General features: G+C 59.6%; 26 protein-coding genes. 11 read left to right on the top strand and 15 right to left on the bottom strand.

Annotation, left to right across the window (positions count from 1 at the left end; translation table 11 throughout):
• The first annotated feature begins 92 nt into the window (after positions 1-92).
• Positions 93-1,154 (top strand): AraC family transcriptional regulator, encoded by a 1,062-nt coding sequence (locus CKW16_RS07250; RefSeq protein ID WP_218244049.1) that lies wholly within the window; start codon positions 93-95, stop codon positions 1,152-1,154.
• Here the strand turns inward: CKW16_RS07250 and CKW16_RS07245 are convergent.
• Entirely contained in the window at positions 1,111-2,565 is a 1,455-nt protein-coding gene (locus CKW16_RS07245; protein WP_095127813.1) for a TrkH family potassium uptake protein, read from the bottom strand. The two genes, CKW16_RS07250 and CKW16_RS07245, sit on opposite strands and share 44 nt — an antisense overlap.
• 122 nt (positions 2,566-2,687) lie before the next feature.
• Here CKW16_RS07245 and CKW16_RS07240 point away from each other — a divergent pair, with 122 nt between their 5' ends.
• Positions 2,688-3,254: an NAD(P)H nitroreductase gene (locus CKW16_RS07240; protein WP_046046438.1), complete on the top strand. Its 567-nt coding sequence runs from the start codon at positions 2,688-2,690 to the stop codon at positions 3,252-3,254.
• A gap of 43 nt (positions 3,255-3,297) precedes the next feature.
• On the opposite strand, the gene CKW16_RS07235 is transcribed toward CKW16_RS07240, so the two are convergent.
• The 6 genes from CKW16_RS07235 to CKW16_RS07210 form a co-directional block, all read right to left on the bottom strand.
• Positions 3,298-4,638, bottom strand: coding sequence for a cell wall metabolism sensor histidine kinase WalK (locus CKW16_RS07235; RefSeq protein WP_095127811.1), 1,341 nt, complete (start codon positions 4,636-4,638; stop codon positions 3,298-3,300).
• A 176-nt stretch (positions 4,639-4,814) separates the two neighbouring features.
• Complete coding sequence (locus CKW16_RS07230) at positions 4,815-5,252, bottom strand: Spy/CpxP family protein refolding chaperone (protein ID WP_095127810.1); 438 nt, start codon at positions 5,250-5,252, stop codon at positions 4,815-4,817.
• Positions 5,253-5,571: 319 nt separating this feature from the next.
• Positions 5,572-6,249, bottom strand: coding sequence for a response regulator transcription factor (locus CKW16_RS07225; RefSeq protein ID WP_027922300.1), 678 nt, complete (start codon positions 6,247-6,249; stop codon positions 5,572-5,574).
• Between the two features lie 7 nt (positions 6,250-6,256).
• Positions 6,257-6,670, bottom strand: coding sequence for a translation initiation factor 2 (locus CKW16_RS07220; RefSeq protein WP_095127809.1), 414 nt, complete (start codon positions 6,668-6,670; stop codon positions 6,257-6,259).
• A gap of 110 nt (positions 6,671-6,780) precedes the next feature.
• The gene (locus tag CKW16_RS07215; protein ID WP_008156126.1) at positions 6,781-7,080 is read right to left on the bottom strand and encodes a YciI family protein; all 300 of its coding nucleotides are present in this window, start codon (positions 7,078-7,080) and stop codon (positions 6,781-6,783) included.
• Position 7,081: 1 nt separating this feature from the next.
• Entirely contained in the window at positions 7,082-7,678 is a 597-nt protein-coding gene (locus tag CKW16_RS07210; protein WP_095127808.1) for a septation protein A, read from the bottom strand.
• Positions 7,679-7,765: 87 nt separating this feature from the next.
• Here CKW16_RS07210 and CKW16_RS07205 point away from each other — a divergent pair, with 87 nt between their 5' ends.
• The 5 genes from CKW16_RS07205 (at position 7,766) to rluB (ending at position 12,686) form a co-directional block, all read left to right on the top strand.
• Positions 7,766-8,629 carry a PHP domain-containing protein gene (locus CKW16_RS07205; RefSeq protein WP_095127806.1) on the top strand — a complete coding sequence of 288 codons (864 nt, stop codon included), beginning with the start codon at positions 7,766-7,768 and terminating at the stop codon, positions 8,627-8,629.
• Positions 8,630-8,642: 13 nt separating this feature from the next.
• Positions 8,643-9,272, top strand: a complete 630-nt coding sequence (locus CKW16_RS07200; protein WP_033056081.1) for an L-threonylcarbamoyladenylate synthase — start codon at positions 8,643-8,645, stop codon at positions 9,270-9,272.
• A gap of 123 nt (positions 9,273-9,395) precedes the next feature.
• Positions 9,396-10,094 carry a ScpA family protein gene (locus tag CKW16_RS07195; protein ID WP_176471533.1) on the top strand — a complete coding sequence of 233 codons (699 nt, stop codon included), beginning with the start codon at positions 9,396-9,398 and terminating at the stop codon, positions 10,092-10,094.
• 11 nt (positions 10,095-10,105) lie between these two features.
• The gene (gene scpB, locus CKW16_RS07190; RefSeq protein ID WP_095127805.1) at positions 10,106-11,083 is read left to right on the top strand and encodes an SMC-Scp complex subunit ScpB; all 978 of its coding nucleotides are present in this window, start codon (positions 10,106-10,108) and stop codon (positions 11,081-11,083) included.
• A gap of 304 nt (positions 11,084-11,387) precedes the next feature.
• Complete coding sequence (gene rluB / locus CKW16_RS07185; protein ID WP_008156114.1) at positions 11,388-12,686, top strand: 23S rRNA pseudouridine(2605) synthase RluB; 1,299 nt, start codon at positions 11,388-11,390, stop codon at positions 12,684-12,686.
• Positions 12,687-12,851: 165 nt separating this feature from the next.
• Here the strand turns inward: rluB and CKW16_RS07180 are convergent, their stop codons facing one another.
• Both CKW16_RS07180 and CKW16_RS32270 read right to left on the bottom strand, forming a co-directional pair.
• Positions 12,852-13,817 carry a leucyl aminopeptidase gene (locus CKW16_RS07180; protein WP_095127804.1) on the bottom strand — a complete coding sequence of 322 codons (966 nt, stop codon included), beginning with the start codon at positions 13,815-13,817 and terminating at the stop codon, positions 12,852-12,854.
• A 69-nt stretch (positions 13,818-13,886) separates the two neighbouring features.
• The gene (locus CKW16_RS32270) at positions 13,887-14,024 is read right to left on the bottom strand and encodes a hypothetical protein (protein WP_010461921.1); all 138 of its coding nucleotides are present in this window, start codon (positions 14,022-14,024) and stop codon (positions 13,887-13,889) included.
• A 930-nt stretch (positions 14,025-14,954) separates the two neighbouring features.
• On the opposite strand from CKW16_RS32270, the gene CKW16_RS07175 reads away from it, so the two are divergent.
• Both CKW16_RS07175 and arfB read left to right on the top strand, forming a co-directional pair.
• A complete protein-coding gene (locus CKW16_RS07175; protein WP_056742158.1) occupies positions 14,955-16,376 on the top strand; it encodes an amino acid permease in 1,422 nt (473 codons plus the stop codon).
• Positions 16,377-16,605: 229 nt separating this feature from the next.
• Complete coding sequence (arfB, locus tag CKW16_RS07170; protein WP_008010994.1) at positions 16,606-17,019, top strand: alternative ribosome rescue aminoacyl-tRNA hydrolase ArfB; 414 nt, start codon at positions 16,606-16,608, stop codon at positions 17,017-17,019.
• Here arfB and CKW16_RS07165 read toward each other — a convergent pair.
• The 6 genes from CKW16_RS07165 to phhA all read right to left on the bottom strand — a co-directional run bounded on the left by CKW16_RS07165 (position 17,016) and on the right by phhA (position 21,461).
• Positions 17,016-18,230, bottom strand: coding sequence for an MFS transporter (locus tag CKW16_RS07165; protein WP_095127802.1), 1,215 nt, complete (start codon positions 18,228-18,230; stop codon positions 17,016-17,018). The genes arfB and CKW16_RS07165 overlap by 4 nt on opposite strands.
• A gap of 105 nt (positions 18,231-18,335) precedes the next feature.
• The gene (locus tag CKW16_RS07160) at positions 18,336-18,533 is read right to left on the bottom strand and encodes a hypothetical protein (protein ID WP_056742154.1); all 198 of its coding nucleotides are present in this window, start codon (positions 18,531-18,533) and stop codon (positions 18,336-18,338) included.
• A 75-nt stretch (positions 18,534-18,608) separates the two neighbouring features.
• Positions 18,609-18,740 (bottom strand): hypothetical protein, encoded by a 132-nt coding sequence (locus CKW16_RS32455; protein ID WP_008156098.1) that lies wholly within the window; start codon positions 18,738-18,740, stop codon positions 18,609-18,611.
• Positions 18,741-19,022: 282 nt separating this feature from the next.
• Complete coding sequence (locus CKW16_RS07155) at positions 19,023-20,216, bottom strand: amino acid aminotransferase (RefSeq protein ID WP_095127801.1); 1,194 nt, start codon at positions 20,214-20,216, stop codon at positions 19,023-19,025.
• Positions 20,216-20,572, bottom strand: a complete 357-nt coding sequence (locus tag CKW16_RS07150) for a 4a-hydroxytetrahydrobiopterin dehydratase (RefSeq protein ID WP_008030478.1) — start codon at positions 20,570-20,572, stop codon at positions 20,216-20,218. The genes CKW16_RS07155 and CKW16_RS07150 overlap by 1 nt, the downstream gene beginning before the upstream one ends.
• A gap of 103 nt (positions 20,573-20,675) precedes the next feature.
• Entirely contained in the window at positions 20,676-21,461 is a 786-nt protein-coding gene (gene phhA, locus CKW16_RS07145; protein WP_095127799.1) for a phenylalanine 4-monooxygenase, read from the bottom strand.
• A 280-nt stretch (positions 21,462-21,741) separates the two neighbouring features.
• On the opposite strand from phhA, the gene CKW16_RS07140 reads away from it, so the two are divergent.
• Together CKW16_RS07140 and CKW16_RS07135 are read left to right on the top strand one after the other, a co-directional pair.
• Positions 21,742-23,307 (top strand): sigma-54-dependent transcriptional regulator, encoded by a 1,566-nt coding sequence (locus CKW16_RS07140; RefSeq protein ID WP_095127798.1) that lies wholly within the window; start codon positions 21,742-21,744, stop codon positions 23,305-23,307.
• Between the two features lie 359 nt (positions 23,308-23,666).
• On the top strand, positions 23,667-24,407 hold the full coding sequence (locus CKW16_RS07135) for a flagellar basal body rod protein FlgF (protein ID WP_056742140.1): 741 nt from the start codon (positions 23,667-23,669) through the stop codon (positions 24,405-24,407).
• Positions 24,408-24,442: the final 35 nt, after the last annotated feature.

Here is a 24,442-nt window from a genome sequence, read left to right as displayed (position 1 = left end):
TGATCATTGGCATCAGCCAGTGACAATGGGCGCCACTTTAGTATCCTTCGGAAATTGGCCGTAGCATGCGGCTCATCATGTAAGTGGGCGACATGAGCGAACGAACGACTTCTGCAAGCTGGGCGATGGGGATTGTCAAAGCACTGGAGATGGACGGCCTGGATTGCCGGGTTATGTTCAAACAGCTGGGGCTCGACTACGCGGCACTGGACGATCCGGACGCGCGCTTCCCGCAAGATTCCATGACACGCCTGTGGCAGCGCGCGGTTGAGCTGTCCGGCAACCCTGCGATTGGCCTGAACATGGGCAAGGTGGTGCGACCGGCCTCCTTCCATGTGGCGGGCTACGCCTTGATGTCCAGCCAGACCCTGGCCGAAGGCTTTCAACGGCTGGTGCGTTATCAGCGAATCATTGCGGAAAGTGCCGACCTGAGTTTCCGATTGCTGGATGAGGGTTATGCGCTGATTCTGACGGTCCACGGCGACCATCTGCCACCGACCCGGCAGAGTGCCGAAGCGTCACTGGCCTGTGCCCTGGCGCTGTGCGGCTGGTTGACCGGGCGCACCCTGCAACCGCGCAAGGTGTTGGTGCAGGGCGATGAACCCGTCGATCTCGAACCCTATAAACAAGCCTTCCATGCGCCGCTGGTGTTCAACGCGCCGTATGACGCCTTGATTTTCGAGCGCGCGGACATGGAAGCACCGCTGCCTACCGCCAACGAGGCGATGGCGCTGTTGCATGACCGGTTTGCCGGTGAGTACCTGGCACGGTTTTCCGAGAGTCGCGTGACCCACAAGGCGCGGCAGGTGCTATGCCGTTTGCTGCCCCAGGGCGAACCCAAGCGCGATACCGTGGCGCAAATCCTGCACCTGTCGCAACGCACCTTGCAGCGACGTTTGCAGGAAGAGGGCACGAGTTTTCAGACGTTGCTCGACGACACGCGACGCGAACTGGCCGAGCAATACCTGGCGCAGCCGACCATGACCCTGCTGGAAATTGCCTACCTGCTGGGGTTCGCCGATCCGAGCAACTTCTTCCGCGCTTTCCGACGCTGGTTCGATGCCACCCCCGGCGAGTACCGGACGCGGCTGATGGGCGCGGCTGCGCCTGTCAGTGACGCCAGAACGCCGGAATACATAGAACAAACACCGTAATGATCTCGAGTCGGCCCAGCAGCATGCCGAACGAGAGAATCCACTTGGCGGCGTCCGGCAGGGTGGCAAAGTTGCCCGCCGGGCCAATCGTCTCGCCCAGTCCCGGACCGACGCCGGACACCGTGGCGGCCGCGCCGGTGAGGGCGGTCATCCAGTCCACGCCGAGCAGCGACAACAGCAGCGCGATCACGCAGATGGTGATGGCGAAGAAGAAGGAAAAGGTCAGAATCGAACGCACGATTTCTTCGTCCAGACGGTGACCGTTGTACTTCTGCTTGATCACCGCGCGCGGGTGAATCAACTGGTTAAGGTTGGCCTTGAGCAGGATGTACGCGACCTGGAAGCGGAAAATCTTGATCCCGCCAGCGGTCGAGCCCGAGCAGCCGCCGATAAAGCCCAGATAGAAGAACAGCATCAGCGAGAAATTGCCCCAGAGGCTGTAGTCCCCCAGCGCAAATCCTGTGGTCGTCACCACCGAGGTCACGTTCAGCGCCACATGCCGCAACGCCTCCAGCCAATGCAGCTGGGTGGTCCACCAATACCAGGTGCCGAGCACCAGCCAGGTCACCAGCAACATGCCGAGCAGCCCCTGAACCTGTTCATCCTTGATCAGTGCTTTGCGGTTACCGCGCAAGGTCGCTACATACAGGGTGAACGGCAGGGCACCAAGAATCATGATGACGATCGCGACCCAATGCACTGCAGGCTCCGGCCACTTGGCCAGTGACTGGTCGGACGTTGAGAAACCGCCGGTGGAAATCGCTGACATCGCGTGGTTGATCGCATCGAACGGGCTCATCCCGGCCCACCAGAACGCCAGGCTGCCGATAATGGTGATGCCGACGTAGGCCGCAACGATCAAACGCGCCACCATGTGCGAGCGGGGCATGACTTTTTCGGAACGGTCCGACGACTCGGTCTGAAACAGCCGCATGCCACCGATGCGCAGCAGTGGCAGAATCGCTACCGCCATGCCGATAAAGCCGATGCCGCCGATCCAGTGCAGCAATGAGCGCCACATCAGAATGCCAGGGGACATGGTGTCCAGGCCCGTGAGCACCGTCGCCCCGGTGGCGGTGATGCCGGACATGCTTTCGAAGAACGAGTCGGTGTAGCTGATGTGCTGGGTCAGCAGGAACGGCAGCGCGGCGAAGATGCACACCACCAGCCAGCTGCTGACCGTCAGCAAATACATGTCTCGCGGACGCAGGTGAATGTGTTCGGGACGACCGGGGATGACCAGGGCCAAACCCGCGACGAAGGTAATCATGCTCGCCCAGAGGAACGACGGCAGGTCGCTGGTGCGGTCGAAAATCACCAGCGTGGCCATGGGCACGACCATGGCGATGGCCAGCGTGATCAGGAAGATGCCGATGATGAAACCAATAATCCGTAAGGTCGGCAACGCCATGAAGTCCGCTCGGGCTGAAATAGGGAAGGGCGCCATTCTACCTGTGAGGCAGGGCATGTAAACCGGCGCCGCCTGCGCAGTTGCAGCTAGAATAGCCAAACATTTTTTTCAGGAGGTGGCCGATGCAGGCTCTCGACGCTTTGCTCAACCGTGTTTCCGTTCCACGACTGCTCGAACCGGCACCGACCGCAGAACAACGCGAAGTGTTGTTTGGCGCTGCGATGCGAGCGCCAGACCACGGCCACTTGCAGCCTTGGCGCTTCCTGACAGTCGAAGGCGCGGCGCGCGAGCAAATGGGCGAGTTGCTGGCAGAAGCGGCGAAGCTGCAGGACAGTGAGGTGTCCGAGGCCGCGCTGGACAAGGCGCGTAACGGTCCACTGCGCGCGCCACTGGTGGTTGTGGTGATCGCCCGGTTGCAGGATCACGTTAAATATCCGAAGTCCGAACAATTGCTGGCGGCGGGTTGTGCGGCTCACGGGATTTTGCTGGCGGCTTATGCGCAAGGGATTGGCGCGGTGTGGCGCACTGGTGAACTGGCGTATTCGGCGCATGTGGCCAAGGGCTTGGGGCTGGCTGAAGGGGAAGAGGTGATTGCGTTTCTTTATCTCGGCACGCCGCAGAAGGAACCGCGCGTGGCGGAGAAGGTTGATTTGGCCGAGTTCGTCAGCGTGTGGCCCGGAAAAGCCTGACACCACCGTTCAAATGTGGGAGCGGGCTTGCTCGCACAGGGGGTCAGGGTTGGACCACCGCCCCCGGCACTAACGGCAATTCCAGGCTGGCGATAAACCCGCCATCGGGATGATTGGCCAGCACCAGACTCCCGCCATGACGCTCCGCCGCACGACGCGCAATGGCCAACCCTAAACCATGCCCAGCCGCCGTCTGCCCCGGCGCCCGATAGAACGGCTCACCCAACTGGCTCAAATGCGCAGCCTCTACGCCCGGTCCATGGTCACGCACACTGACCACAATCCGCTCGCCCTGACGCACCGCCTGCATTTCAATCGATTGCCCCACCGGGTTGAACCGCTGAGCATTGCGCAGCAGGTTGTCGACGGCGCGCTCGATCATCGTCGGCCAGCCTTTAAGGTTCAGCTGCGGCTCGGCCTCAAGGTGTACGTTCTGCTCCGGCGAACCCAGTTGAGCATCCTTTTGCAGCGTGTTGAGCAGCGCATTGAGATCAACCTCTTCAGCGCTGGCGTTGTCGGCATCGACCCGCGCCAGAACCAGGATTTCGCTGATCAGCGCTTCCAGCCGGTCGCACTCCCGAGTGAGGCGCGGCCAGAGTTTTTCCCGTTCTTCCGGGTTGGCCCGCTCGGCCAGAGCCAGGGCAATGCGCAACCGGGCAAGCGGTGAACGCAGCTCATGGGACACATCCCGCAGCAACTGCCGTTGGCTGCCGATCAAACTTTGCAGGCGCGCGCCCATGCGGTTGAAGTCGTTGGCCAGCACGCCGAACTCATCGCGCCGGTTGGCCAGTTTTACCAGGCTGTTTTGTTGGTAGGTGGTTTGCCCCAGATCATGCACCGCGCCTCGCAAGCGGTTGAGTGGGCGAGTAATAGACATCGTCACGAACAGGCTGAACAAGGTCAGCACCACCAGCGCGATCCCCAGCGCACTCAATGGCCAGAGCAGGCTTTCGCGATGCCATGAGTCCAGTTCCGGGTGCGGAATTCGATAGATCAGCAGGTAGGTGTCGCCGGTTTTTTCGCTGGTGTATTCCGCGGTCAGACGACGCCATGGCAGGCGGCGATCATCGTTGTTCTGCCGCGCTTCGAAGGCAGCCGCCCTGCGTGGGAAGGTGCCGCGCACTACCGGATCACCGCTCTCGTTGAGCACTTGAACGTCGATGTGATACTGGCGCTTGCGCTGTTCCAGAATGTCCTGGGCCGCGTCTTCACCCTGTGATTCGTAAGTTTGGGTCCACTGTTCGGCCAAGGTATTGAGGCCGGGATGGCGACTGAGAATCCACGCGTCCTGATTGAGCATGTGCCCCAGCAGAATGGAGAGCCCTGCAACCAGAGCGATGGCCAACCAGAAACTGGCCAGAATACGCCAGAACAATGAGCGCACAGAAAATCCTCAAACAAACACAAATCCAATGTGGGAGCGGGCTTGCTCGCGAAAGCGGTGTATCAGTAAACATCTCCGTATCTGACACACCGCTTTCGCGAGCAAGCCCGCTCCCACATTAAACTGAGTGGAATCAGACCCAACGGTGTTAGCCGTTCGGGTCCGGGGTTAACGCATTATTGCGCCTTTTGCGGCTGTTGCGCTTTCCAGGCCTTGAACTCGGCCCATTCGGCGCGACGCTCAGCCTGTTTTTTCTGGATCTCGTCGAATTGCTTCTGTTGATCCGGTTTCAGCAAGGCACGCACGTCGGCTTCAGCTTTCTTGTGGTTGGCCGCCATTTCATCTTTCATGGCTTTCTGGTCGGCTGGCGAGAGTTTTTCCAGGTACTTGTCGACCACTTGCTTACGCTCATGCATCTGTTCGCCCATTATTTTGCGGATCTGTTCGCGCTGTTCGCGGCTCAGGTCCAGCTGGCTGTACGGGCCTTTGCCGTGCATGCCGTGCATCTGACCGCCATGGCGTGAGCCGTCCATCGGGCCGGCACCTTCAGGCATGGCCATGGCAACGGTCGGCAGGGCGGCAGCGAACATCAGAGCGATAAGAGTCTTGCGCATGGTGAATCTCCTTGTCTCGTTCCCGGTACGTTCCGGATGAGTACAGATTACGGAGATCAAGGTCAGCGGCGGTCAGCGAAGCGTAAAGCTTGGGTAAAGACGAGTTTGCATCGACCTGACACTTCCACCACCTTTTGGACACACATGACCCGTGTAGCAGCTGCCGAGCCTGCGAGGCTGCGTCCGGCGGCGAAGCCGTCGTAAACCCTGAGAGCGCGGTTTTTCCTGAAGAACCGCGGCGGCTGATTTCACGACTGCTGCGCAGCCGAACGCAGCCTCGCTGGGGCTCGACAGCTGCTACGAAGGTTTGCGTTGGATTTCAGAGGCTGTAGTAGTAGCCGCGGCTGCGCAGGGCCACGATGCGCGGGCGGCCGTCGGGGTGCGGGCCGATCTTTTTGCGCAGGTTGCTGACGTGCATGTCCAGGCTGCGGTCGTACAGCGTCAGCTTGCGGCCGAGGGCGATTTGCGCCAGTTCCTGTTTGTCCAGCGGCTCGCCGGGTTGCTTGAGCAGGGCTTCGAGCAAACGGCTTTCGGAGACGGTGAGGGTGAATTCCTGTTCATCGATGCTGACCACGCCGCGCACCGGACTGAAACACAAGTCGCCCAGTTCGAGCTGACTGGAGACTGCTGCCGGATGACTGCGGCGCAACACGGCGCGCAGGCGGGCTGTCAGTTCCCGTGGGTCGCACGGTTTGGCCAGGTAATCGTCGGCGCCGAGTTCCAGGCCGAGGATGCGGTCCAGCGGCTCGCCGCGAGCCGAGAGCATCAGCACCGGCAAGTCCGGGTGATCGCTGCGCAATTGCTTGAGCAGCTCCAGGCCGCTGCCGTCCGGCAGCATCACGTCCAGTACCACGGCTGCCGGCGATGTTTCGGCCAGTGCGCGACGGGCGCTCTGACCATCGTGGCAGGCGCGGACCTGGAAGCCTTCCTGGCTCAACCAACTGCTCAGGAGCTCACACAGCTCCTGGTCATCATCAATTAATAACAGCTCGCTCATGACTCACTCAATTTAGCCATTGCCTACGTTTTCTGGTGGCACCACTGGCGAAGATACCGCAGAGCAGCGCCAATAGCGCTACTCCGGCGCCAATGACGAACCACTGTTGCTGATCGGTCAACAGACGCGGCAGCGGGCTGCTGGCCTGAGCTTCCTTGAGTTGCAGCTTGAGGCGCTGATTCTCTTGGCGCAACCGGCTCAACTGAGCGCTTTCGCGTTCGGCATCGGTATTTTGCAGTTGTTTGCTCAGTTCTTCTCGTTGCTGTTCGCTTACCTTCAAGCGCTGTTGCAACTCGGTGATCTGGCTGCCGGCGCTCAGGGACAGTGGTGTGGAATTACCGCCCTCGGCGCTTTCTTCACCGTGAGCAGGGGCCACAATCGACAACGTCACCAACATCAGACACAACGGACCTTTGCGCATCGCCACTCCTGATTCCAATACGAGTATTGGGCAGGTTGTCGGCCGGTAAACGAGAATAATGAGCGTTGAGAGCGCGATGAACCGATAAGGTTCATCGCGCTGGAGGGATATTAAGGCAGGACTTGCTTGAACGGCTTGACCGAAACGTTGGCGTAGACGCCTGCAGCGATATACGGATCGGCGTCGGCCCAGGCCTGGGCGGCGCTCAGGGAGTCGAATTCGGCGACGATCAGGCTGCCGGTGAAACCCGCAGCGCCCGGATCATTGCTGTCGACCGCCGGGTGTGGACCGGCCAAAACGATGCGACCTTCACCTTTGAGCACTTGCAGGCGCTCAAGGTGTGCAGGCCTTGCGGCCAGGCGGGCTTCCAGGGAGTTGGCGACGTCTGTGGCAATGATTGCGTAAAGCATGTCAGTCCTCGGTTTTTGGCGTTGTGGTATCGGCGTCGTGGAGGTGGCGGGACAGGTAAATGCCCTGGGCGACCAGGAACAGCAGCGTCATGCCCAGGCTGCCGAAGACTTTGAAGTCAACCCAGTATTCCTGAAAGGTGAACGCGACGAACAGGTTGGCGGCACCGCAAAACAGGAAAAACCCGATCCAGGCGATGTTCAGACGGGTCCAGACCGGCTCCGGCAGGGTCAGCGCGTGGCCCATGATGCGTTTGATCAGCAGTTGCTCACCGATGAAGTGGCTGCCAATGAACGCCAGGGCGAACAGCCAGTTCACTACCGGGGCTTTCCATTTCAGGAAGGTTTCGCTGTGGAACGCCAAGGTCAGGCTGCCGAAGACCAGGCAGGCGATGAGGGTCAGCCACTGGCTCTTCTCGAGCTTGCGCTGCTTGATGAACAGCGTGCCGTAAACCACCAGGGAGCTGATGATCAGCATGGCGGTGGCACTGTAAATACCGCCTACAGTCAACTCATGACCGGCGATATCGACGACCTGTGGATCGAGTTTGAAGACGATGAAGAACAGCAGAAGCGGGATGAAATCGATGAATTGTTTCACAGTGGCAGCCAGAAGCAGGATGTGGCGGCATAATAACAAACATATGGGCGCGCGATAGCGCCAGCTGAATTGAGGTAAAAAAGTCCTGTGAATGTTGATTTGCACTGCCATAGCACGGCCTCCGATGGCGCTCTCGCGCCTGCAGTACTGGTTGCGCGTGCGTTCGAGAAAGGCGTGCGAGTCCTGGCCTTGACCGATCATGACACCCTCGAGGGCCTCGACGAGGCTCGCAGTGCGGCGACCGCGCTGGGGATGCAACTGGTCAACGGCGTCGAATTGTCCTGCACCTGGGGCGGCGCGACCATTCACGTGCTGGGCTATGGTTTCGACGTCAACGCCGCGCCGTTGGTCGAGGCCATCGCTAAATTGCACGATGGCCGCTGGCTACGTTCCGAAGAAATAAGCCGAAAACTGGCATTGAAAGGCATGCCGGGCGCGCTGGAAGGGGCTCGGGCCATCCAGCAGGAACTGGGCGACAGCGGCAATGCGCCGGCCCGCCCGCATTTCGCCGACTGGATGGTGCGTGAAGGTTTCGTCAAGGATCGCGCCGAAGCGTTCCGCAAATGGCTGGGTGCCGGCAAGCTGGGGGACGTCAAGCAACACTGGCCGACCCTGGAAGACACGGTCGAAACCCTGCGCGCCGCCAAGGCCTGGGTCAGCCTGGCGCATCCGTGGCACTACGATTTCACTCGCAGCAAACGTCGCCGGCTGATTGCCGACTATATTCAAGCAGGGGGCCACGCTATCGAAGTGGTCAATGGCCATCAGCCCGCCGAGCAAGTGGGCAGCCTGGCGATTCTCGCCCGTGAATTCGGTCTGCTGGTCAGCGCCGGCAGTGATTTTCATGGCCCTGGAGGCTGGTCCGAGATCGGTGAATACCGCCCGCTTCCGGAGGATCTGCCACCACTGTGGTGTCGATTCAAACATGACCCAATTATTGCCGCCGTCTGAACAGGTAGAGAATGTGAGTCAATTTTTCCAGATTCATCCGGAAAACCCGCAAGCGCGCCTGATCAAACAGGCTGTCGAGATCATCCGCAGCGGCGGGGTGGTGATTTACCCCACAGACTCGTCCTACGCCATTGGTTGCCAGATCGGCGACAAGAATGCCGTGGAGCGCGTGCGCCGGTTGAGACAGCTGGACGAAAAGCATAACTTCGCGCTGATTTGCAGCGACCTGTCGCAACTGGGGCTGTTTGCCAAGATCGATACCGGCACCTTCCGCCTGCTTAAAGCTCACCTGCCGGGGCCTTACACCTTCATTCTCAACGCCACCCGCGAAGTCCCGCGGCTGTTGTTGCACCCGAAAAAACGCACCATCGGCCTGCGCGTGCCGAGCCATCCGATTGCCCTGGCGCTGCTGGAAGAACTCGGCGAACCGCTGATGAGCGTGACCCTGATCATGCCCGGCGACACCGACCCGATGACTGATCCTTACGAAATGCGTCAGTTGCTCGAGCATCAGGTCGACCTGATCATCGACGGCGGTTTCGGCGGGATCAAGGCGTCCACCGTGATCAACCTCGCCGACGGCGAGCCGGAAGTGATCCGCGTTGGTTGCGGCGACCCGACGCCGTTCATGGCTGAGGCGTAGATGTCTGCAGTAGAACCCGTTGTCGACAGTCAGGCCGGAGCCCAGCAAGAGCTGCCCTTCGCGATGGTCTATGGCCAGGCGGTCATGGAAATGCCGCTGGACCTGTACATTCCACCGGACGCGTTGGAAGTCTTCCTTGAAGCCTTCGAAGGCCCCCTCGACCTGCTGCTGTACCTGATCCGCAAACAGAACATCAATATCCTCGACATCCCGGTGGCGGAAATCACCCGTCAGTACATGGGCTATGTCGAGTTGATGCAATCGGTGCGTCTGGAACTGGCCGCCGAGTACCTGGTCATGGCCGCGATGCTGGCCGAGATCAAATCGCGGATGCTGTTGCCGCGTGCCGAAACAATCGAGGCCGAAGAAGACGATCCCCGCGCCGAACTGATCCGCCGCTTGCAAGAGTACGAACGCTTCAAGGCTGCAGCCGAAGGCATCGATGGCCTGAGCCGTGTGGGTCGTGACGTGGTAGTCCCCAAGCTCGACGCCCCGGAAGCCCGGGCACGCAAGCTGTTGCCAGACGTGCGTCTTTCAGAGCTGCTGTTGTCCATGGCAGAAGTGTTGCGCCGTGGCGACATGTTCGAAAGTCACCAGGTCAGCCGCGAAGCGCTGTCCACGCGCGAACGCATGAGCGATGTGCTGGAGCGCCTCAAGGGCGGCGGTTTCGTGCCCTTTGCCGAGCTGTTCACCGCTGAAGAAGGACGTCTGGGGGTGGTGGTAACCTTTATGGCGATTCTCGAACTGGTCAAGGAATCCTTGGTCGAGCTGGTGCAGAATGAGCCGTTCGCAGCGATCCACGTGCGGGCCCGAGCCGAATAACGAGTTGAATCATGAACCTGACTGAACCCCGCGAGCTGGCGCCACTGCTTGAAGCCTTTCTGTTGGCCTCGGGAAAACCGCAATCGCTTGAACGCCTGTTCGAACTATTCGAAGAGGGCGAGCGGCCGGAGCCGCCGGTCTTCAAGAAAGCCCTGACGATTCTCGCCAAGTCCTGCGACGGCCGGGCTTTCGAGCTGAAGGAAGTGGCCTCCGGGTATCGCTTGCAGATCCGCGAAAAGTTCTCGCCGTGGGTAGGACGTTTGTGGGAAGAGCGGCCGCAGCGCTATTCCCGCGCCATGCTCGAAACCATTGCGCTGATCGCCTATCGCCAGCCGATCACCCGGGGCGAGATCGAAGACGTGCGGGGCGTGGCGGTCAACAGTCACATCGTCAAAACCTTGCTGGAGCGCGAGTGGATCCGCATCGTCGGCTACCGCGACGTGCCGGGTAAGCCGGCGATGTTTGCGACCACCAAGGCGTTTCTCGATCACTTCAATCTGAAAAACCTCGACGATTTGCCACCGCTGGCCGAATTGCGCGAGCTGGAGCCTGATCCGGTGCTCGACTTTGATGACGCACCAGTGCCTGCCGGGTTGCAGGAACTGGCGGATGCCAGCGCCGAGCCGGAAGAGCCGAAGGAAGAAACCAGTTTCCACACGTTGTTGCTGGAACTGGACACCATGGAGGAGGGGCTCAAAACCGATTTCGATGATCTGTTGCGCGATGGTGAGGTGAGCGAGACCGAAGAGGTCGTGGATCAATCTGAACCTGACATCGAAGTTGAACTTCAGGTCGAGCCCGAAGCCACGGTCGAAGAAGAGCAAGAAGATGATGTGCTTGGCGTTGCCGAGGCTCGCGAAAAACTCCTGGCCGCCGTTGCCGCCCTTGAACAACACAAGCCCGAGCCCGAGCTGAGCGACGAAGAAGCCGAAGCCCGGGCCCTCGCCGAAGCGATCGAGGCCGAACGCCGTGAATTCGAAGACGATTAACATGACTGATCGTTCCCACGCAGAGTGGCCTGCACCCCAAAACTGTAGGAGCCGAGCTTGCTCGCGATAGCGGTCTTCCAGTCAATTTGATGTTGTATGTGCCGACGTCATCGCGAGCAAGCTCGGCTCCTACACAAAGCCGGTCGGCGGAAATACAGGTAAGTCGCCATTGATCAGCTAGTCTCTGATGCGCGAACGCTCCCATGAGCGTATGATTCGCGACCCTCCGGCGATCCCTTCGCCCGAGAACCAGCTTTCAACTCTTCAGGCCAGGCCTGAACAGACCACACCGGGAGGTGCCCAGATGAGTATCAACGACCAGAAAGACGACCAGGAAATCGGCCCAGCAGGCGAAAAACTGCAGAAAGTCCTCGCCCGTATCGGCGTCGGCTCGCGCCGTGACGTAGAAGCCTGGATCAGCCACGGCCGCATCAAGGTCAATGGCAAAGACGCCACCCTCGGGCAGCGCGTCGACATGCACGACGCCATCACCATTGATGGCAAGGTGATCAAGCGCGAAGAAGCCGCCGAGTCGGTACGCCGCGTGATCATGTACAACAAGCCGGACGGCGAAATCTGCACCCGCCTTGATCCGGAAGGCCGTCCGACCGTTTTCGACAAGATGCCGCGCCCGAAAGAGGGTCGCTGGATCAACATCGGTCGTCTGGACATCAACACCACCGGCCTGCTGATGTTCACCACCGACGGTGAACTGGCCAACCGCCTGATGCACCCTTCCTACGAAATGGACCGTGAATACGCGGTACGTGTGCGTGGCGAAGTCGATGACGAGATGATCGAGCGTCTGAAAGCAGGCGTCGTCCTCGAAGACGGCCCGGCCAAGTTCACCGACATCAAGCAGGCGCCAGGTGGCGAAGGTTTCAACCACTGGTACCACTGCGTGGTGATGGAAGGTCGCAACCGCGAAGTCCGTCGTCTGTGGGAATCCCAGGGCCTGGTGGTCAGCCGTCTGAAGCGCGTGCGTTTCGGTCCGGTGTTCCTCAACTCCGACCTGCCGATGGGCCGCTGGCGCGAAATGAGCCAGTACGAAGTCGACATTCTGAGTGCTGAAGTTGGCCTGACGCCTGTGGCCATGCCGCAGATGAATGCCAAGAGCAAAGACAAGCTCGACCGCATGCAGCGTAAATCGTCGCGTCCGATGGGCAAGACCGAGCGCGTGCGTTCGTTGCGTCCAGCCATCGGTAACCAGACCGCTGCTACGCCGCGTGATACCCGTGAACCGCATATCGAAGGCGAGCGTCCAGCCCGCAAGCCAGCAGCACCTCGTGCTGACGGCGAGCGCGGTCCACGCACGCCACGTCCGGCCAATGGTCGCACCGAGCGCGGCGAAGGCCGTGGTGCACCAAGCGGTGGTCGTAGCGATCGCGGTGCTCCAGCCGGTCGTGGCGAGTCTCGTGGTGAGTCGGGTCGCGGTACGCCGGTGGCAGATCGTCCTTCCGACACCAAGCGCCCGGCCAAGGCACCAGCGAAGAAGCGTCCAGGCATCGTTCTGGTCGACAAAGACGCGCCATCGGGCAAACGCCGTGGTGCGCCAGCCGGTTCGGGCCAGCGTCCGGGCTTCGGTCGTCGCAAGCCTGAGTAATCGGTAAGCGCCCCATAAAAAAACGCCAACCTTCGGGTTGGCGTTTTTTTTGCCTCGGCATAAGCTCTGTGGTGTTTGTGCGGCCCCCTTCGCGGGCAAGCCTCGCTCCTACAGGATCGGCGGTGTCCTTGTAGGAGCGAGGCTTGCCCGCGAAAGCGTCGGCCGCTAGAACACAAACCGCCCATCAAACACCGGCTCATCATCCAGCGCCAACACGCCGCTGGAGAAGATCAGGTCCAGATGATGGCTACCCTTCGCGCCACCCCCCAATCCCAGATGCAGCCCGCAATGGCGCTCCTCAAACCCTGCATTACGCGCATACAACGCCTTAACGCCTTCATTGGTGCCAATCCCCAACTCCTCGATGCGCCGATTGGATGGATTGGCCTCCAGGTACTTGTTGAAGTCATGTTCCAGCCCCGGCACATCGGTGGCGATTTTGCTGATGGTCGAGTTCTCGATCCACAACTCTAGCGGCGACTCCAGTACCCCGTATTTGCGGGCAAATGGGATGGTGCTGAGAAAAGTCCCCATGAACTTGACCCGGCCGTTAATGGCCTCGCTGTGCGTGGCAATTTCACCAGGCGCCAGATCGAAGTTGCCGACACCGTTGATGTCGGTCCACTTCTTGATACTGCTCAACGGTGTTTCGAACCACGAACCGTGATCATCTTTGAAACTTAACGTGGTGGCGTGGGACATGCGCTGGATCAAGTGGCTGTTCAACCCGGCAATGCGCTGCGGGGTGACACTGAACGTGTCGTAGAAGTAATCGCCGTAATCCTTGAACAGCAGCGACTTCTTCCAGTTCTCGGCCATGACGCCTTGCAGCGCACGGACAAATTCCGGGCCGTCGGGGCGTGGCTTGGGCAGGGTGGAAGAGTCGTAGAAGAAAATATACAGATCGCTGTCGGCAATCGCCTGGGCCAGCAATTCCGTAGGTTCCAGGTCCAGTCGCATTGCGCTGAAGCTGAACCGTGGGCTGTCACCGGCCTGTTCGGCGATGGCGCTCGTCAGTGCCTGGTAATCAGCCGTGTGGCCGAGCAAGACCTTCGCCGGGTTGATACCGGCAAGGGCGGGGTGATGTTCGAGGTAGTAAAGGAAATGCGAAATGGCGCGTTGCTTATCCATGTAGTCCTCCCTGACAAACCGAGAAAAAGTGGCAGGCACCACCGGCCGGATCGTGCCTGCCGGGATGTCTTACAGAGGCCACATCGCCGTGCCGAACGGAACAACCGCATCGGCTTGCATCATTTCAACGGCGGCTTCATGGGTCGGTGCTTCAAACCAATCGTCCAGTTGCAGTTCAGTTTCCAAGTCTTTTTCAAGTGCTTGCATTGTGAATCTCCTTGATGACTTTTTCGGTAAGTGCTGCGGCGCGTTTTCAGTCATTGAATAACCCGCCAACTTGCTGATTGATGCGTCTCGGCAAGTCGCTGAAAACCTAGTTCAGAGGTTTTCAAAATGCAAAAAAATAATCAAATAAGATTTGTTTGAACTTTTTATTCTATTTTTACTTAGGCAATTAGTTGATAAAAAACAAAAAACTAACTCGACCTTTTCCTAAGGAAACGTCCTACCGTCAATTTGCAGTCAACCTACAGCCAGATCTGATTCGGCAAATTTACGTTACGGCATGTAAAGAAAACCTGACGAAATCAAGTCTCAAAGCCCATGGTTTGACGCTTGCGGAAGGGATGTAAGGAAAACCTTCCGCCCAACAGCCAATTAGCCCTTGCGCAGGGCTCTGGCGCGCTTGTTTCAGGCGCGGTTGAAGGGTGAGATGCGCCCCATGCCTGTCGTGCAGGTGCATAACAAGAAGGAGGCGCAATGTACGCCGTGACTCATCTCCATCTCTCCCCGTGGAGCGATTTTTCCGTCGCTCCCGTCGATGACCTGCAAAGGTCTGACTCTAATTTTGCAGTCGCCCGAGACCCTCGAGGCGGACACAGGCAATCCCGGCAAATGACACGCTGATCCAGTGGTGTCTGGCAGCAGGGGGTTACAGGTGTACAATGCGCCGCGTTTTAACTGTGACCTCCTGCGCATCTGCGCAAACCTCAAGGCTATCCGCCTTGTTCACTCCGCCGCGCCACAAGCGTGTCGGGTTCGATTTCGTCACAGATAAAAACAAACAGGTGACGCATGACCGTTGTAAAAACGCTGAACTCCTTTTGCCTTCGCTGGGGTTTGATCGGCGCTGCTTGAAATCGCAACCGAGCAGCAACGTCTAACGAACATCATCAAACCTTGCGTGAGACCCTTTTCATGAGTGGACAAAACTCGCATTCAGGCGAGCTGAAACGCGGCCTGAAAAATCGCCATATTCAACTGATCGCCCTCGGTGGCGCGATCGGTACCGGGCTGTTCCTCGGCTCGGCCGGCGTCCTGAAATCCGCCGGCCCGTCGATGATCCTCGGCTACGCCATCTGCGGCTTCATTGCTTTCATGATCATGCGCCAGCTCGGTGAAATGATCGTCGAGGAGCCAGTGGCCGGTTCCTTCAGCCACTTCGCCCATAAATACTGGGGCGGTTTCGCCGGCTTCCTGTCGGGTTGGAACTGCTGGATTCTGTACATTCTGGTGGGCATGTCGGAGCTGACCGCGGTCGGCAAATACATCCACTACTGGGCGCCACACATCCCGACGTGGGTCTCGGCAGCCGGCTTCTTCGTCCTGATCAACTTGATCAACCTGGCCAACGTCAAAGTCTTTGGTGAGGCCGAGTTCTGGTTCGCGATCATCAAGGTCGTGGCCATCGTCGGCATGATTGCGCTCGGCAGCTACCTGCTGGTCAGCGGCGACGGCGGCCCGCAAGCGTCGGTGACCAATCTGTGGGTCCACGGCGGTTTCTTCCCGAATGGTGTCAGCGGCCTGGTGATGGCCATGGCGATTATCATGTTCTCCTTCGGCGGTTTGGAAATGCTCGGTTTCACCGCAGCGGAAGCCGACAAGCCGAAAACCGTGATCCCGAAAGCCATCAACCAGGTGATCTACCGGATCCTGATTTTCTACATCGGTGCGTTGGTTATCCTGCTTTCGCTGACGCCATGGGACAGCCTGTTGGCGACCCTGAACGCGTCGGGTGATTCCTACAGCGGCAGCCCGTTCGTTCAAGTGTTCTCGATGCTTGGCAGTGACACCGCTGCGCACATCCTCAACTTCGTGGTCCTGACCGCGGCGCTGTCGGTGTACAACAGCGGCACCTACTGCAACAGCCGTATGCTGCTGGGCATGGCCGAGCAGGGCGATGCGCCGAAAGCCTTGTCGAAGATCGATAAACGCGGCGTGCCAGTGCGTTCGATCCTTGCTTCGGCGGCGGTGACATTGATTGCCGTATTGCTGAACTACCTGATCCCGCAAAACGCGCTGGAACTGTTGATGTCGTTGGTGGTTGCCACCCTGGTGATCAACTGGGCGATGATCAGCTTCTCGCACTTCAAGTTCCGCCAGCACATGAACAAGACCAAACAGACGCCGCTGTTCAAGGCCCTGTGGTACCCGTACGGGAACTATGTTTGCCTGGCGTTCGTGGTGTTCATCCTTGGCGTGATGCTGCTGATCCCGGGCATCCAGATCTCGGTGTATGCGATTCCGGTGTGGGTCGCGTTCATGTGGATTTGCTACGGCATCAAGAACAAGCGTCGTGACCGGCATGCGCTGCAGGCTGCGGGTTCCGCTGCCAAGTAAGTGCAAAGCGCAGAAACAACAAACCCGGCCATGTGCCGGGTTTGTAGTTTTCGGGATCTACACAAATCCCCTGTGGGAGCGGGCTTGCTCGCGAAAGCGGTGCGTCAGTCGACATCAACATTGCCTGATGCACCGCTTTCGCGAGCAAGCCCGCTCCCACAGGGGATCTTTGACGTGCTGAGTATCTGATTCGCGGTATCCTGAGCGCCCTGAATCCGGACGCTTTTCCATGCTGGTGATATCCAACAACGTGCATCTGCCGGATGCCGAGATCGAGTTGACCGCCATCCGTGCCCAGGGCGCCGGTGGGCAGAACGTCAACAAGGTCTCCAGCGCGGTGCACTTGCGTTTCGACATTCCGGCCTCGTCCTTGCCCGAGTTCTACAAGGAACGGCTGCTGGCGCTGCGCGACAGTCGCATCACCAGCGAAGGGGTGTTGATCATCAAGGCCCAGCAATACCGCACGCAGGAAGCCAATCGCGCGGATGCGCTGGAGCGGCTGACCGAGTTGATCCTCAGTGCCACCAAGGTCGAAAAGAAACGTCGTCCGACCAAACCGACCCTCGGTTCGAAGAAGCGTCGGCTCGAATCCAAGACCAAACGCGGCAGCATCAAGGCCGGGCGTGGCAAGGTCGATTTTTAGCGGGCTTGGCGTTCTTCCCGGTACTTTTCATTGAGGTGCTTCGGCGCCTGCCGGTACAGGTAAACGCTCAGTGCCAAACCGCTCAACGCGGCAATCGCGGCGAACAGGAAAATCGAGGCAAAGCCGAATCCGGCGGCAACCGCACCCGCGAGTGGCCCGGTAATCCCCAGCGACAAATCGATGAACAACGAATAAGCCCCGACTGCCGCGCCACGACTGGAGGCCGGCACCAGGTTGACCGCTTCCACGCCCAGTGCCGGAAACACCAGCGAGAAACCGAACCCGCTCAGCGCCGCACCGGCCAATGCCCAATGAGCGTCCGGCGCCAGCCACAGCAGCAACAGCCCCAGTGTTTCCACCGACAGGCAGGCAATCGCCACGCGAAAGCCGCCGAGGCGGTTGATCAGGTTGCCGAACAGCAGCCGCGCACCGATGAAGCTGGCACCGAACAGGCTCAAGCACAGCACCGCGTTGTCCCAATGCTGCGTGGCGTAATACAACGTGATGAAAGTCGCGATAGTGCCGAAACCGATGGAGCCCAGCGCCAGACCGCAACCGTGCGGCAGCACCCGACCGAGCACATGCATGAACGGCAAACGCTCGCCGACCACAATCGGTGCGGCGGTTTTCGGCCAGGCCAGCACCAGACCGAGGACGCCCAGCAACACGATGCTCACGCCCATGCTCCACAAGCCCAGCTGATTCACCAGCAGCACGCCCAGCGGTGCGCCGACCGCCAGTGCGCCATAACTGGCGATGCCGTTCCAGGAAATGACCTTGGCGGTATTCGCCGCGCCGACCCGGCCGATGCCCCAGCCGATCGAACCGGAACCCACCAGGCTTTCCGCGCTGCCGAGCACCAGACGGCCGATCAACAGGCTGATCAGGCTCAAGGTCGGCAGGCTCTGGGTCCAGGCCGAAATCAGCATGAACACGCCGCTCAAACCGCAGCCGGCGAGGCCGTACATCACGGCGAGTTTGCTGCCCTTGTTGTCGATGATTTTCCCGGCATACGGACGGCTGAGCAGGGTGGCCAGGTATTGCACGCTGATCACCAAGCCGGCAATGATCGCGCCGAAACCCAGATCGCTGTGGACGTAGCCCGGCAACACGGCCAGGGGAATGCCGATATTCAGGTAGCCGATGAAGGTGAACAGGACGATGGAAACGACTTGCAGCGTGACCGCCAGGGGGCGCTGGTTTTCAGACATGGGTAAAGATCCACGGGAAAGCAGGATAGATAGGCTGCTTATGATAGCGGCGCGAGCGGCTACGGGTCGTGGAAAAAGTAAAACTATTTGCCGGGCGGGGATGAATCAGGGTTTGGCGGGAGCGACCAGGTGCGTGGTGACCAGGGCGGCCAAGGCGTTTTCTTCGCTGCCGAAACGGGCGAGCAGCGCGGCGCGTTTCTCGGGGGAAAGGCGATTCCAGATCTCGATCATCTTCTCGGTGGTGCCGATCAGAACGCTGGCCTGCAGCTCTTCATCAAAAGGAGGGGTGAAGTCGTCGGTCATGGTGGGGCTCAAGGGTTCAGGCGGTGTGGAAAGCGCATGTTAGCGCTTTCCACACGGTCTGGCATTGCAGGTGAATCAGTCTTCGCTGTCGGCCTTGCGGCGTTCAGTGGCTTCTTTTGGCTCGGGCTGTTGGGCACCGGCTTGTTGCGTGGGCGTCTGCTCAGTTTCGTGCAGGCTTGGGAAGGGGAGATTAGGTATCTCGTGCATATCGCGCTCCTCGCAAAGTCTGTTGATAGATCTGGTAGATCCGCGCTTTTAAAAAGCTTGGGGAGGATACAGCAGAAGAAATGACAAACAGACTTTTATATCCAATTGTTGCGACGGATGGGATTGTCTAGACAGGTCTGCAGCAGTGACGCAGATGATCGTTCCCACGCTCTGCGTGGGAATGCCTCAACGGACGCTCCGCGTTCGGCTCTGGAAGGGACGCGGAGCGTCCCGGGCTGCATTCCCACGCAGAGCGTGGGAACGTTCAGCGTAAGGCGGGGGTTATTTGCAAACCTTGGCAATGGCCTCAGCCAGCAGATCCAGACGCGTCGCATCAATCCCGGCCACGTTGGCCCGGCCTGAGTTGACCATGTAAACGCTGTGATGATCACGCAGTTGTTTGACCTGATCCGGCGTCAAACCGGTGTAGGAAAACATCCCGCGCTGCACGCCGATGTGCGCAAAGCGCTCGCGCAAACCATGAGGTTCAAGCGCTTCGACCAAACCGCTGCGCAGTTGGGCGATACGCAAACGCATGGCTTCCACTTCGTCGGCCCAGAGGCTTTTCAGCTCTGGATCACCGAGGATCGTCGCCACCACAGCCGCGCCGTGATCCGGCGGTGTCGACCACAGGTTGCGGGCGATGTTGGCCAGTTGGCTGCGGATGTCCACCAGCTTGTCAGCGGTTTTCGCGCAGACAATCAGCGCGCCGGTGCGGTCGCGGTACAGACCGAAGTTCTTCGAGCAGGAACTGGTGATCAGCACTTCCGGCAACGCGGCAGCGAACAACCGGGTCGACCAGGCGTCCTGTTCCAGGCCATCGCCGAAGCCTTGGTAGGCGAAGTCGATCAGTGGCACCAAATCGCGACTGCGCACCACGTCCAGCACCCGGTACCAATCGTCATGGGACAGATCGAACCCGGTCGGGTTGTGGCAGCAGGCGTGCAGCAGCACCACATCACCCTTCGGCGCTTCATTGAGTACCGCGAGCATCGCTTCGACGTCGAGGCGGTTATCGCTGCCGACGTACGGGTAATGACTGACCTTGACCCCGGCCGCCGCGAAAATGGTTTCGTGGATTGGCCAGGTCGGATTGCTCAGCCACACGCCACGGCCCGGAAGGCATTGGGCGATGAAGTCGGCACTCAAGCGCAGCGCGCCAGTGCCGCCCGGCGTTTGCGTTGCGCCGGCCCGTTGTTCGGCGATCAGCGGCGAATCGGCACCCAGCACCAATTCAACGATGGCCTTGCCGAACGCCGGTTCACCGTGACCACCGATGTAGGTCTTGGTGGTCTGACGATCCACCAGACGCTGCTCGGCGAGCTTCACGGACTGGGGAATCGGTGTCAGGCCCTGGGCATCTTTATAGACACCCACGCCGAGGTCGAATTTGCGCGGGTTGGGGTCCTGCGCATAGGCCTCCATCAGGCCGAGAATCGGGTCGCCGGGTACTCGACCGATGGCGTCGAAATGCATTATTTGCGGCCCTCGGCGTCCTTGGCCACTTCGTCAGTGCGCGCGGCCATGATGAAGTCGTTACGATGCAGGCCCTTGATGGAGTGGCTCCACCAGGTCACGGTGACTTTGCCCCACTCGGTCAGCAGGCCTGGGTGGTGACCTTCAGCCTCGGAGATTTCACCGACGGCGTTGGTGAACGCCAGCGCGTGCTTGAAGTTCTTGAACAGGAAAACTTTTTCCAGCTGCATCACGCTGTCGCGCACTTCAATGTTCCAGTCAGGAATCTGCTTGATCAGTACCGGCAGTTCTTCGTCGCTGACCTGAGGGGCATCGGCGCGGCAGGCTTCGCAATGGGCTTGGTTCAATGTGGACATGATGGGTTCCTGAAATCGAATTATTGGAATTCGGCCGTCAATTCACCACGCTAAACCAAAGCGTCGGTTCCTGACAGGCTCACTTGATTCTAAAAGCTGCGGATCACGCAGCCTTTGGCGGAAATTTTGGTGTGCGCAAGCCCAGCTGCATGCCTTGCTTGACCATGCCCATGATGTCTTCGTGGGCGAGGTCGAACAGGCGCTTGAGGTTCGGCAGGACAAAGTACAGCGGTTGCAGGATGTCGATGCGGTACGGCGTGCGCATGCATTCCAGCGGATCGAAGGCCTGATGCTCAGGTTCGTCCGACAGGCAATAAACGGTTTCTTTCGGCGAGGAGAGAATGCCGCCGCCGTAGATGCGCAGGCCTTTTGGTGTATCGACCATGCCGAACTCGATGGTCATCCAGTACAAGCGCGCGAGGTACACGCGTTCTTCCTTGGAAGCCTGTAGGCCGAGTTTGCCGTAGGTGTGGGTGAATTCGGCGAACCAAGGGTTGGTCAGCAGCGGGCAGTGGCCAAAGATCTCGTGGAAAATGTCCGGCTCTTGCAGGTAATCCAGCTCTTCGCGGGTACGAATAAACGTCGCCACCGGGAACTGCTTGTTGGCGAGCAATTCGAAAAAGGTCTGGAAGGGGATCAGTGCGGGTACCCGGGCGACCTGCCAGCCGGTGGTTTCACCGAGGACCTTGTTGATCTCACCGAGTTGCGGAATGCGGTCGTGGGGCAGGCCGAGTTTTTCGATACCGTCCAGGTATTCCTGGCACGCACGACCCTCGATCACTTTCAGTTGGCGAGTAATCAGCGTGTTCCACACCGCGTGTTCTTCGGCGGGGTAGTCGATAAAACCTTGCGCATCGGGCTCGCGAGCCACGTATTGCGTCTGCTTCATGCTGCTCTCCTGCTAGGGGATTTCGTTCTTGTTATGTCCTGCTATGGACCTAGAAATACCTCAAGAAATGCAGTGTTGCAGCACGCGAGTCGCGTCGTGCGTAGGAAAATTCGTCGATTTTCGTAAAGTTTTCGTTACGGATCAGCCGCTATGGCGCAGGGATTGAGATTTCCGGGTTTGAAATGGTGTGCAGGTGTCACATAATCTTGACGACTAAGTTGGCGCCTGTGCAGAAAATTCCTGGCTCAGGCCCTCGATCTCTCCTGTTTCGGGCCTTTATATGCGTATCAAAGTCCACTGCCAGAACCGCATCGGTATCCTGCGCGACATTCTCAACCTGCTGGTGGAGTACGGGATCAACGTCGCTCGCGGCGAGGTCGGCGGTGAGCAAGGCAATGCCATCTACCTGCATTGCCCGAACCTGATCAACATTCAGTTTCAGGCATTGCGTCCGAAATTCGAATCGATTGCCGGGGTCTTCGGCGTCAAGCGCGTAGGGCTGATGCCCAGCGAGCGTCGGCACATGGAACTCAATGCGTTGCTCGGCGCCCTGGAGTTTCCGGTGCTGTCGATCGACATGGGCGGCTCGATCGTCGCGGCCAACCGCGCGGCGGCGCAGTTGCTCGGCGTGCGGGTGGATGAGGTGCCGGGGATTCCGCTGTCGCGTTACGCCGAGGATTTCGACTTGCCAGAATTGGTGCGCGCCAACAAGTCGCGGATCAACGGGTTGCGGGTGAAGGTGAAGGGCGACGTGTTTCTCGCCGACATCGCGCCACTGCAATCGGAGCATGACGACAGCGAAGCCATGGCCGGCGCGGTTCTCACGCTGCACCGCGCCGACCGGGTCGGCGAACGCATCTATAACGTGCGCAAGCAGGAGCTGCGCGGTTTTGACAGCATTTTCCAAAGCTCGAAGGTGATGGCCGCGGTGGTACGCGAAGCTCGACGCATGGCGCCGCTGGATGCGCCGCTATTAATAGAAGGTGAAACCGGCACCGGTAAAGAGTTGTTGGCGCGCGCCTGCCACCTGGCGAGTCCGCGGGGGCAGTCGCCGTTGATGGCGCTCAACTGCGCCGGTCTGCCGGAATCCATGGCTGAGACGGAGCTGTTCGGTTACGGTCCCGGCGCTTTCGAAGGGGCGCGGGCCGAAGGCAAACTCGGGCTGCTGGAACTGACGGCGGGCGGTACGCTGTTTCTCGATGGTGTCGGGGAAATGAGCCCGCGTTTGCAGGTGAAATTGCTGCGTTTCCTGCAGGACGGTTGCTTCCGTCGTGTGGGCAGTGATGAAGAGGTTTATCTGGATGTGCGGGTGATCTGCGCGACGCAGGTCGACCTGTCCGAGTTGTGCGCGCGGGGTGAATTTCGCCAGGATTTGTATCACCGCTTGAACGTGCTTTCGCTGCACATCCCGCCACTGCGCGAATGCCTCGATGGTCTGACGCCGCTGGTGGAACACTTCCTCGATCAGGCCAGTCGGCAGATCGGTTGCCCGCTGCCAAAACTGGCGCCGGCGGCGATGGAGCGGCTCAGTCATTACCACTGGCCGGGCAATGTTCGGCAATTGGAGAACGTGTTGTTCCAGGCGGTTTCCTTGTGCGAGGGCGGGACCGTCAAGGCCGAACATATTCGCCTGCCGGACTACGGCGTGCGTCAGCCGCTTGGCGATTTCTCGCTCGAGGGCGGGCTGGACGAGATTGTCGGGCGTTTCGAGAAAGCGGTGCTTGAACGCTTGTATTCCGAGCATCCGAGCAGTCGCCAACTGGGCAAGCGGCTGGGGGTTTCGCATACGACCATTGCCAATAAATTGCGTGAGTACGAAGTTGGTAAAGAACACGGCAGCGCATAGGTCCCTGTAGCAGCTGTCGAGCCTGCGTTCGGCTGCGAAGCAGTCGTTAATTCAGACACTGTGGTGTTTCAGGATGACCGCGAGCACCGGATTCACGACTGCTTCGCAGCCGAACGCAGCCTCGCAAGCTCGACAGCTGCTACGAGGTCGGTGTTGAGCCGAAGAGGTCGGCACTTGCCGTGAAGCGGCATAACACCGCCGGTTTTTCGTCTTCGACACAATCCTCCAATCCCCTCTGAATCCCTCAAGTCCTTTGTTTGCCGGGCCCTGCGCCGCCAGAAAAAAGTTGGTCTGCAAATTGCTTATGGCTCAGCAGTACAGCAGTGGGCGGCAAACGTCCGGCATGCAGAGGAAAGAGTGTGGACAAGTACCTTTATGTGGCAATGACCGGCGCCAGCCAGAATGCACTGGCGCAGAAGGCTCATGCGAACAACCTGGCGAACATCTCCACCAACGGTTTCCAGAAAGACCTGGAGCAGGCGCGTTCGATGCCGGTGTTCGGTGACAGCTTTCCGGCGCGTGCGTTTGCCCTGTCCGAACGACCGGCCACCGACTTCTCCCCTGGCGCATTGGTGGAAACCGGTCGCGACCTCGATGTCGCGGTGCAAGGCAATGGCTGGATCGCCGTGCAGAACCCGGACGGCGGCGAAAGCTACGTGCGCACCGGCAGCCTGAACGTCGACGCCTTGGGCGTGCTGCGGGCCGGCAACGGTATGCCGGTGATGGGTAATGGCGGGCCGATTGCCGTGCCACCCGAGCAGCAAATCGAAGTGGGCGAGGACGGCACCATCAGCATTCGTGCGATGGGCGAAGGTCCTCGCGTGATGGCGGAAGTCGACCGCATCAAACTGGTCAACCCAGACTTCAAGAACATGACCAAAGGCCTGGACGGTTCGATCCACACCAAGGACGGCAAGCCGGCGCAAGCCGATGCCGACGTCAAACTGGTGTCCGGTTTCCTTGAGTCGAGCAACGTCAACGCCGTGGAAGAGATGACCTCGGTGCTGGCCCTGGCCAAGCAGTTCGAGCTGCACATCAAGATGATGAACACCGCCAAAGAAGACGACCAGGCCATGGCTCGGGTCTTGCAGATCAGCTAATTATCAGAACGTCGCGCCGTAAAACAGGCGCACGA

Origin of the sequence: Pseudomonas sp. Irchel s3h14 (assembly GCF_900187425.1) — a bacterium.
Classification (GTDB): Bacteria; Pseudomonadota; Gammaproteobacteria; order Pseudomonadales; family Pseudomonadaceae; genus Aquipseudomonas.
This window is presented reverse-complemented; position numbering and strand designations above follow the sequence as displayed.

What these genes read in the sequence shown, in the direction of transcription:
- CKW16_RS32455 (WP_008156098.1), bottom strand. Translation starts at nt 18,740, where the DNA reads ATGCACGAGATACCTAATCTCCCCTTCCCAAGCCTGCACGAAACTGAG.
- arfB (WP_008010994.1), top strand. Translation starts at nt 16,606, where the DNA reads ATGCTGGTGATATCCAACAACGTGCATCTGCCGGATGCCGAGATCGAG.
- CKW16_RS07180 (WP_095127804.1), bottom strand. Translation starts at nt 13,817, where the DNA reads ATGGATAAGCAACGCGCCATTTCGCATTTCCTTTACTACCTCGAACAT.
- CKW16_RS07220 (WP_095127809.1), bottom strand. Translation starts at nt 6,670, where the DNA reads ATGCGCAAAGGTCCGTTGTGTCTGATGTTGGTGACGTTGTCGATTGTG.
- CKW16_RS07215 (WP_008156126.1), bottom strand. Translation starts at nt 7,080, where the DNA reads ATGCTTTACGCAATCATTGCCACAGACGTCGCCAACTCCCTGGAAGCC.
- CKW16_RS07225 (WP_027922300.1), bottom strand. Translation starts at nt 6,249, where the DNA reads ATGAGCGAGCTGTTATTAATTGATGATGACCAGGAGCTGTGTGAGCTC.
- CKW16_RS07240 (WP_046046438.1), top strand. Translation starts at nt 2,688, where the DNA reads ATGCAGGCTCTCGACGCTTTGCTCAACCGTGTTTCCGTTCCACGACTG.
- CKW16_RS07155 (WP_095127801.1), bottom strand. Translation starts at nt 20,216, where the DNA reads ATGCATTTCGACGCCATCGGTCGAGTACCCGGCGACCCGATTCTCGGC.
- scpB (WP_095127805.1), top strand. Translation starts at nt 10,106, where the DNA reads ATGAACCTGACTGAACCCCGCGAGCTGGCGCCACTGCTTGAAGCCTTT.
- CKW16_RS32270 (WP_010461921.1), bottom strand. Translation starts at nt 14,024, where the DNA reads ATGCAAGCACTTGAAAAAGACTTGGAAACTGAACTGCAACTGGACGAT.
- CKW16_RS07175 (WP_056742158.1), top strand. Translation starts at nt 14,955, where the DNA reads ATGAGTGGACAAAACTCGCATTCAGGCGAGCTGAAACGCGGCCTGAAA.
- CKW16_RS07245 (WP_095127813.1), bottom strand. Translation starts at nt 2,565, where the DNA reads ATGGCGTTGCCGACCTTACGGATTATTGGTTTCATCATCGGCATCTTC.
- CKW16_RS07250 (WP_218244049.1), top strand. Translation starts at nt 93, where the DNA reads ATGAGCGAACGAACGACTTCTGCAAGCTGGGCGATGGGGATTGTCAAA.
- phhA (WP_095127799.1), bottom strand. Translation starts at nt 21,461, where the DNA reads ATGAAGCAGACGCAATACGTGGCTCGCGAGCCCGATGCGCAAGGTTTT.
- CKW16_RS07165 (WP_095127802.1), bottom strand. Translation starts at nt 18,230, where the DNA reads ATGTCTGAAAACCAGCGCCCCCTGGCGGTCACGCTGCAAGTCGTTTCC.
- CKW16_RS07230 (WP_095127810.1), bottom strand. Translation starts at nt 5,252, where the DNA reads ATGCGCAAGACTCTTATCGCTCTGATGTTCGCTGCCGCCCTGCCGACC.
- CKW16_RS07160 (WP_056742154.1), bottom strand. Translation starts at nt 18,533, where the DNA reads ATGACCGACGACTTCACCCCTCCTTTTGATGAAGAGCTGCAGGCCAGC.
- CKW16_RS07150 (WP_008030478.1), bottom strand. Translation starts at nt 20,572, where the DNA reads ATGTCCACATTGAACCAAGCCCATTGCGAAGCCTGCCGCGCCGATGCC.
- rluB (WP_008156114.1), top strand. Translation starts at nt 11,388, where the DNA reads ATGAGTATCAACGACCAGAAAGACGACCAGGAAATCGGCCCAGCAGGC.
- CKW16_RS07140 (WP_095127798.1), top strand. Translation starts at nt 21,742, where the DNA reads ATGCGTATCAAAGTCCACTGCCAGAACCGCATCGGTATCCTGCGCGAC.